Here is an 8,039-nt window from a genome sequence, read left to right on the forward strand (position 1 = left end):
AATAGTAGAATATGAAATACCAGATTGAAAATAAAATTGACGGCTTGGTGTTCCGTTACCACCTCCTTTTGAACCTAAATGATCATATATAACTTGTTTTTCAAGTGCTGAATTTTCCCATAGTATAATTGTGTCTAATGGTTCAAACCAAGATTTTCCAGCCGCACCTTTAATATAGGGAACCCATTTATTTTCAGGGAAGCTATTATATAAAAACTCATTCGTGGGACAAATTAATAAATCATTAAGTTGAACTTCCCAAGGTAGACGCAGAAAACGAGTATTATTAGATGTTGCCATACCTTGTCTAACTTCTGTTTCATCACCCAATTTTGGCGTTTCAGCATAACGTTGTAAAAAATCATCATCCCACCAATAAATGAGAGGCTTTTCTTTAATAAGATTAAAGCGATTTGTTAAAAATTCATACCTCTTTACCCCACATAATAAACCTGCTATTTTTTGTCTTAACTCTTCAGCAGAACGAACTCTATTATTTGCGTCAGTTGGAGAGATAGCAACAGAATAATTATTATTTGGTTCACAATTATAAATAATGCTCATATTCACTGGATTATCTTTCATTTCCGAGAAAGCACCCCATGAAACATCACCCAATAAACGAATATCCTTTTCATCTACAAACCATTCTCGCAAATCTTTATATTGTTGAATAAACATCCAACCTCGCATAGTCAAAAGTGCAGAAATACCCCCATATTTAACCAACTGTAAACCCCGTTCTAAAAACGCCGCATATAAATCAGCCTTACCCTTGGGATATTCCTTATTAATATACTTAGCATCCACCATTTTACTCGTACCTAGATATGGAGGATTACCAATAACTAAATCATAATAATCTTCTCGCACCATGCGAATAAATCGCACACCCACCGCTAACTGTTCCCGTAACCGCAAACCCAAATCATCACTACTCGTATAACGACTTAAAAAATCCTCTAATGTTTTTAATAAAGTCTTTCTCGCATCTTCTATATCATATTCTCTTATTTCTTGCCCAAAACCCGTAAATAAATCTCCCTGAACAGGTGTTAAATTTTCCTCTATATATTCACCAATAGCCTCATCTATTTTATTACCAATTTTTAATAAACTGCCTAAATGGTCTGCACCTTTTAAAGTTTCAATAATTTTATCAGTTAATTTCTCACTAATACCCGTCGCTTCCTTCACTTCCCGTCGCAGTTCCAACCATGCAGGGTCATTTTCTGCTAAACTTCCTAATTGTAAATTAGACGCAACTAAATTTACTTTTCCTAACTCAATTTTACCACACAACAACTGCGCCTTTAATACCAAACTCGCTGCCGCAATTTGTACCGCTCTTGCATCAATGTCAATTCCATATAAATTGTTTTCTAAAATAGATTTAACAATTTCCTGATTACTCCAACTTTCCCCCCGATGTTGTGCTTCTTCCTGATAAAGAGCCAATAATAAATCTAAAGCAATTACTAAAAAATGTCCAGAACCACAAGCCGGATCAAGAATTTTAATTTCTCGAATACTTGTGGGTGCATTTAACACCGCTTCATTAGTTAAAGGTTGTTCAACCCAATATTTCCAAAGTTGCTCATTTGCAGTTTCAATGGGCATTAATTCATCTAATGCAACCTCTCCCCGTTCCCGTTTTTCTCGCCATTCTTTGCGTCTAACTGCCAAATTTTCTAAAGTTCCATCAGCTTCTACTGCTGGTATCCAACCTTGTTTTTTACATATTGCTAACCACATTTGTCCTAAACTATTTTGTAATAGCCATTCCACCATATAACGCTCAGTAAACATTTGGGTTTTACTGGCTATTTCGTGAGGTTCAACTTTACCACCTCCGTTTAATTTTGCGTCTAATGCTTCCCGTTCTGGGTCATTCCAATATTGATAAACCCAGCCTAAAGTAGTATCATCTAACCAAGCCGATTTTAAATTGGGATTGTCCAATGCTTCAATTACTGCTCGTAAAGTTACCGTAGGAATAGGAAATAAAGCCGTAATACCGACATTACCAAATAAACCAGGTAAATCTATAGCCAATTCATCAAAAAGTAACTTTAATAATATGCTGTAACCTTCGCTTTCATCCTTGAGTAATTCTGGAGCAAAATCTCGAAATTCGCGGTATCCTGGACTTTGCCACCCTCCTGTAATTACGGCTGGTTTAATTAGTCCTTGTGCCTCCATTTGTTTAATAACTACCAAACGATTAATAAATGTAGCTGCGGCTAATTTAACAGCAGTTTGTAAATGAAGTTCTTGTTGTTGTTTTTCTGCGGCTTTCTTACCTTTCCCTTCTCCTTGGTTCTGTTCTTTCAGCCAAGTTTCTAACCGTTTGCGTTTAATCCGTTGTTCTTCTGGAAGTTTAGCTTGGGAAGCAGAAATAGATAAACGATAAGCACTATCAACGGCGTTATATAAGTCGGTGATTAAGCGTTCTCGTAAGTTGCGAATGGTAGATGAAAGTAGGTTTTTGGCTTCTGGGGTTAACATGAATTTGGGAATTGGGGAATTGGGGAATGGGGAATTGGGGAATTGGGGAATGGACTATTGGGGATTATCTAAATTACATTCAATCATAAATTGTTCGATTTTATCTGGAAAATCACCATTCTCAACTCTCTTGGTAAACACTTCATAACAATCTTTTTTATCCCCTTCTTTCCGAGGAAACCCTAACCACAAAATAATGATTATTTTTGGTTCTTTAAATGGTCTAAAGAATAATCTATATCTTTCTGGAAGTCCCATTTTTTTGAGACGACCATATTTTTGTAATGGTTTTTGTAAAACAAAATGTGATGCAAAAGGATCTTGAGGAATTTTTTCTTTAATTCCAATGTTTAAGGCTTTTAATAACTTAGCATCTGGATGTTTAATAAATTCCTCTTGCGGTAATTCATTTTTTAATTTTTTAACTTTATCACGTAAATCTACCCATTGCTGGTTAAATAATGGGTAGAAGAATATTTGCCAGCCATTACAAGTAAATGCAGCCATTGATTGAGAGATTGGGAACTGGGAATAAAGAATTGGGAATGAAATTTCTAGATGACATCTGCTACTAAATCATCTATTTCTTCACTCATTTGCTGAGTGTACATAACCAATTTGTCAGGATTTTCTATAGCATCTTTCATCAGAAAATCTAAAAATAAACTTAACATTACGCTTTTGTCTTCATTTTCATTATTATCAATATTATCAGTGTCTAATTTCACTAAAAATGTATTATCAGATAATACCTGAATATAGCCTGAAGCATTAGCTAAAAGAGGATGATCTTTAAAAAAAGACCGTGGAAGACGAAAACCATCTTGATTACCAATTTTTGCAGGATTGATAGGATAAATTTTATCAGCCATAAGATATTTTTAAGGAATTGGGAATTGGTTTTAAACTTCACAAAAATTTACACCAAAGGGTGAAGTTGCAATACTTTTTGGTTAAGGCTTTGATTTCAAATATAACATAAGTTATAACATTTTTCCATCCCCAATTCCCAATTCCCAATTCCCAATTCCCAATTCCCAATTCCCCAATTCCCAATTCCCCAATCCCCAATCCCCAATCCCCAATTCCCAATTCCCCAATTTAGATAATCCTAATGCGTGTATTTTCTTTTAGCTGTGCTAATAAACGTTCTCGTATTCGGTTAACTAATGCTTCTACTTCTTCTGCGTTGTTAACTTCATAACCCTTCAAGTTTAAATCTAATTGAATGATCTGTTTCTCTGTAACTTCTGATAACATATCGTCTAAGTTACGGTTAACTGTTTCTTCAGCTTTTTGAATTTGAATTACAGCAGAGTCGCGCAGTTGCAATAAATTGGGATAAAGGGCATCTTTAGTAGTATCAAAAGCTGCTTGTTGCAAAGGTCTGGTAATGTATTCAGCTTGTTTTTCATTGAGTTTGTTGAAACCAGAACGCTGTTTAATTTTGTTTTTAATTGTTTCTGACTGCTGTTCTTGACGTTCTATGAGTTGTAAGCGGATAGTTTTATAGTGCTGTTCAATAGCTTGGATTTGAGGTTGTAAACTGTTAATATCGCGCCAAGGGCGGTCTGTGTTTAGCTGTGTTTCTAAAGCAGCGATCGCATTTTGAATTTCTGCTATACTCTCAATCTCCCGCAGTTGTGCTACTTGATGTGTTTGAATTTCCACCGCTTTAGCTACTTCTGCTACCGCAGTATCAGTTAAGTCTGTTTCGATAATACCAAGTTGTTGAATACCATCCCGCAGCGCATCCAGATATTTTTTAACTGTGATGACTGTGTTTTCTACTTGACGGGAAATAGTACATTTTTCCAAAGCTTCCCTTAGCTTCTGTAATACTTGCGGTAATTCTGGGCGGTTAGGTAGCCGATTGTACCTTTTTTCAATTTCTTGCAAGCGTTTGACTAAACCAGGGAATTGCTGAAAAGCAGCATCAGCTATAGCATCATTTTCTCTGTCTAACTCAACGTCGAGGGAGTCTTTAAATAACTTGCATAATGCAATGCGATCGCGTGAGGAAATATTGGTTTCATTTGGTGGTAAAATATCAGCCCGTTTAATTTCTCGGTCTTTGGTAAAAATATCTACTGCACCAGGGTCGCGCACTGAGGTAATTTCTGAACCAGCTTGGGGACGAATTCGCACTTTACCAGCCCGTAACAATCCAGCTAAACAAGTTTTGACAACATCAGCCGAATAACCATAAGGAGGTCCACCAAAATAGTTAAGTAAGTTATTACCAGCTATGCCATTTTGCTGTTGTATGTATTGGGAAATACGGGTAGGAACTTCACCACTACAGGTAGGGACATATTTACCAGCATCTAATTCTAGAATCCCTAACCCGTTTTCGCTCATAAATTTATGGGATGGTCCAGATAGGTTAGCTTCTAGTAATTGTTTCAACTCTTCTGGAGTAATTGCCACATCATTATAATGGCTATATAGTTCAGGGAGAATACTTTCCCCCACACCTGTTAAAATGCTGTTAAAGGTGCTTCCGTGCAGGGTTTTATCAATTTGTCGTCCCCGGAAGTAAATTTGACCCTCTAGGAAAGAATGAGCGATCGCATCTTGTACATCTGTTTCTAATTTTTCACAACGGCTTTTTTCTTCATAATACAAGCGTTGTTTATTACTAGAAATAGATTGTTGACGGCCTTCATATTTCTGAATAATATGCCGTGATTTAGCGAGTTCTCTGATTAAACTAACTAAATCTCCTGATGTCCCTACTACCCAAACTAAACGATTTTGCAAATTAGCATTACTACTTTGGGGTATCCAATAATTAGATTCTTGGTCTTTTTTATCAGTTAAATAGCGAAAATCAACCGTTATATAAGTTACGTCATTACTTGATTGTAACCTGTCATCTTGGCGTTGTCTACCATCACTATAAATAGCTATCCAAGTAAAAGGTTTAGTTTTATAATTAGGACGTTTAACACCACCTAATAATGTTTTTAACTTTTCTGCTACTATAATAGTAATAGCATCAGGAATAACACTGTATTGATCTCTGTCCCGTTGCCATTCTTGTCCAGCAGAACTTTGAATTTTATAACCCAGTTTATCAGAGTAAGAAAGTAACCCTAAATCTCGCAACTTTTCCAACGCTTGGGTAATTTCTGTTTCTTGATTTCCCATTCCCAAGCGAGAATAAAGACATTGACTGACTAATGTAGAAGTAGTAGGTTCTTGTTCTTGAATTAACTCTAATAAAGATACAGCTTTAGCAACTTTTATCGCCAAATCATCATTAACTACTTTTTCATGATTAAATAATCGGGCTAAAGTATTCTGCACATCAGCATCAAGGGCAGATTGTTGGACAGCGTAAATATTTTCTAAAGTGACTAAATCACCAATAGGTTTTTCTCCTAATTTTTGTTCTCGAAATAATTCACCCAATAATTGTAGTAATCCTCTAATCGCATGATCATCTCCTTTCGCACGACTAGAACGAGTTCTTAGGTTAGAGGTAATTTGCATCAATAAATCTACATAACCGGGAAGCATGGGATAAACTTCCACAAAATCTTCTTCGGTAATAGCATCACATTGATAACCGTAAAGTTTTAAATCGCTGCGATGTTGTTGAAATAAATTTCTTAATTCAGGTTCTTTACTCGCTGCTTTTTTTAGTAACCTTTTATGAACTACATCCCGAATATTAGTAGGTGCAAGATGAACCCGGAGTTTAGGGGGAAAGCGGTCTTTGAGTTTACCAATATTACTTTCATCGTCTGAATCTTCTAGCTTTTGTTGACCAGTAGCTAATAACCAAACTTGCCCTTTTAATTTTTGTCCCAATGCAGAAACAAAAGATTGCAATTTCAGCATCCGACTATTGTTTTGATAAATATATTGGCTAACCTCATCCACCACCACAAATAAGGTTTTTCCACGTGCGCGTAATTTCAGCATATTAATAATTGCTGTGGCGGTTTCATCTACGGATGTACCAATACCAGTTTGCACACCAGCCCGACTATCAAACCAACTCATAGGGTCAATATAACGGCTAGGATTCATATTGTGCATGACCTCAGAGAATGATTCTTCTGCTAGTTGGTCACGTTTAGTTTTTGACCAAGGTTCACCTAAAGTTTGTTCTGCACAATTGAGAAATTCTTCCCATTTACCATCTAATTCTAATTTTAGTTCATGGTCAGCAACATAATGACTGATAGTACAGTAACCCAAACGTAATTGAATTTGGCGTTTAACCGCACTGTGAATATCTTCGTCATCTCTAGCTACTGCACCAATATCAAAAACTACAGCAATAGGATCAATTTGATTTCTTAACAGATTCCAACTGTCTAATAGTTCATGACGTTTTGGTGAATCATCTCGTGATAAAAGTGTATCTACTAAAGAGAGATTGTTGGGTAAAATTAAACCATTTAAAGCTAGTCCTAAAAGTTTGGCAAAGCTAGATTTACCAGAACCATAAAAGCCTGATATCCAAGATGCTGGTAATTCCACACCGCCCCGTTTTGGTAATTCTTCAGCTATTCCTTGGAGAAGTTTAACAAACTGTTCATGAATTCCTGATTGTACCCGCTTGTGGCGGGGGTCGGTTTCTGGATATCCTCCTGTAATGATGTATTCGGATACCTCTTCTAAAACCTTGGCTGGATCTTGTTCATGAAAATAAACAACTGGTGCAATATTTCGAGTAACATCAGCAGCAAATATTTCCTTAATTGTCATACAAAATACCTTTTTTGGGAATGGGGAATGGGGAATTGGGGAATTGGGAATTGGGGAATTGGGGATTGGGGATTGGGGATTGGGGGTTGGGGATTGGGGAATTGGGAATGGCTTTTTTATGAGTAAATCCGGGGTCGGTAGTCTCTGTCTGCTGGTAGTTCTCCCATAAAAGACAGGGCGTTTAAATCCCGTCTTTCTCCTGGATAGAGGAGAACTACAGGTAAATTGTTGGTTTTACCGTCAATATGTTTGAGTAGTGCCGATGAACGAAAAAAAGGATACAGAGAACCAGCACGTTCCAGTAAAATTAAGGTGTGGTCAGCTTTTTCTGGTTGTTGGTTAGTAAAATCATTAATAAGATTAATTACGTCCTGAGCGATACCGTCAGCCCCCTCTATATATAGTGATATTTTATCTTTTAAGTGATTAATGCCTCTATCTGGCTCTTTGTCATACAGACGCTTTTCTGTTCTAATTATACTGTCTAATAACCGTGTATCTTCTTTTTTAAGACGGTTTAAAAATAAACTTTTCAGGGAAACAGATAGTACATTCCACCCCTGACTTTTGAGTTCGTCTGTTAATTTGCGAATGCGATCGCGCAGCTTATATTCTTCGCGGGGGTCATACTGTAAAATCGCAAAGCGATAATTACGCATAGTGCTAATTTTAGGGCTACCTGGATCTAGGAGGTCATTTTTAAGGGCAGCGATCGCCGTATCCAAAGAAGTATTTTCAAATAAATTGCCTGTCATAATTTGGGAATTTGGGAATTTGGGAATTGGGGAATTGGGAATTGGGGAATT

At 36.6% G+C, this 8,039-nt stretch carries 5 protein-coding genes; all 5 read right to left on the reverse strand.

The features are described from left to right. Positions 1 to 2,508: BREX-6 system adenine-specific DNA-methyltransferase PglX (gene pglX / locus FJR04_RS23895; RefSeq protein ID WP_168499558.1), on the reverse strand; the 2,508-nt coding region annotated here is incomplete at its 3' end. Between the two features lie 54 nt (positions 2,509 to 2,562). Then, a complete protein-coding gene (locus FJR04_RS23900) occupies positions 2,563 to 3,015 on the reverse strand; it encodes a type II toxin-antitoxin system YhaV family toxin (RefSeq protein WP_168499560.1) in 453 nt (150 codons plus the stop codon). Positions 3,016 to 3,062: 47 nt separating this feature from the next. Further along, positions 3,063 to 3,380, reverse strand: coding sequence for a hypothetical protein (locus FJR04_RS23905; protein ID WP_168499562.1), 318 nt, complete (start codon positions 3,378 to 3,380; stop codon positions 3,063 to 3,065). A 229-nt stretch (positions 3,381 to 3,609) separates the two neighbouring features. Further along, positions 3,610 to 7,233 (reverse strand): BREX system P-loop protein BrxC, encoded by a 3,624-nt coding sequence (brxC, locus tag FJR04_RS23910; protein ID WP_168499564.1) that lies wholly within the window; start codon positions 7,231 to 7,233, stop codon positions 3,610 to 3,612. A 116-nt stretch (positions 7,234 to 7,349) separates the two neighbouring features. Beyond that, positions 7,350 to 8,039, reverse strand: a 690-nt coding sequence (locus FJR04_RS23915) for a BREX protein BrxB domain-containing protein (RefSeq protein WP_217359511.1), incomplete at its 5' end; no start/stop codon positions are given.

Origin of the sequence: Anabaena sp. UHCC 0204, from assembly GCF_009711975.1 — a bacterium.
In the GTDB taxonomy this organism is placed as follows: Bacteria; Cyanobacteriota; Cyanobacteriia; order Cyanobacteriales; family Nostocaceae; genus Dolichospermum.